Origin of the sequence: Brevibacterium sp. SIMBA_078 (assembly GCF_046534565.1) — a bacterium.
Classification (GTDB): Bacteria; Actinomycetota; Actinomycetes; order Actinomycetales; family Brevibacteriaceae; genus Brevibacterium.
This window is the reverse complement of record NZ_JAWRYQ010000020.1, coordinates 1-546: the sequence shown is the minus strand read 5'-3', so window position 1 is coordinate 546 and position 546 is coordinate 1. Positions and strand designations below refer to the sequence as shown.

Genomic DNA, 546 nt, shown 5'->3' with positions numbered 1-546 from the left:
GTATTGGTAATAGACATGATATAACTTTAAATTTGGAATCTATAAAAGAAAGGTAAGGAGAATCTATATGAACAAAATTATTAAATATCTTGTAGCATTATTATTATGTATCTCAGTTTTTACTATGGATAACAGTTATGCTGAGGCAGCTTCATGGAAATTAGTAGACTCAAAAAAAGTGTCAGGTAGCTGGACCCCTAAGGCTGTATATCTATATGGAGTCAAAAAAGGAAAAGCAAGAATCTGTTTGAAAGATAAATTCGGCGGCATACGAATTGACGTATACGATAACGATGGGAAAGGAGTTAAACAATCGAAACTGATTCTTAACTCAGTTTTCGTCGGAAATAATAAATGTGTTAGTTTCAATGCAAAACCTTACATTGACGGATCTAACAAAAGCGCTTAATTTATAGTTTTCTCAACACGTGGATCACTAACCTCATTCACTCTCCAATTATGGCATTATTAAAAAAACAAAAAATCCTAGATTTATTAATCTAGGATTTTTTGTTTTTATTTATAAAATAAACATTAACAATAACC

Annotated in this window: 1 protein-coding gene; it reads left to right on the top strand. The window is 30.4% G+C overall.

The features are described 5' to 3' along the window. Positions 1-67 precede the first annotated feature (67 nt). Positions 68-409, top strand: coding sequence for a hypothetical protein (locus tag SB749_RS18675; RefSeq protein ID WP_410711617.1), 342 nt, complete (start codon positions 68-70; stop codon positions 407-409). Positions 410-546: the final 137 nt, after the last annotated feature.

Bases quoted from the DNA above. Each gene is read 5' to 3' on its own strand.
- SB749_RS18675 (WP_410711617.1), top strand. From the start codon at position 68: ATGAACAAAATTATTAAATATCTTGTAGCATTATTATTATGTATCTCA.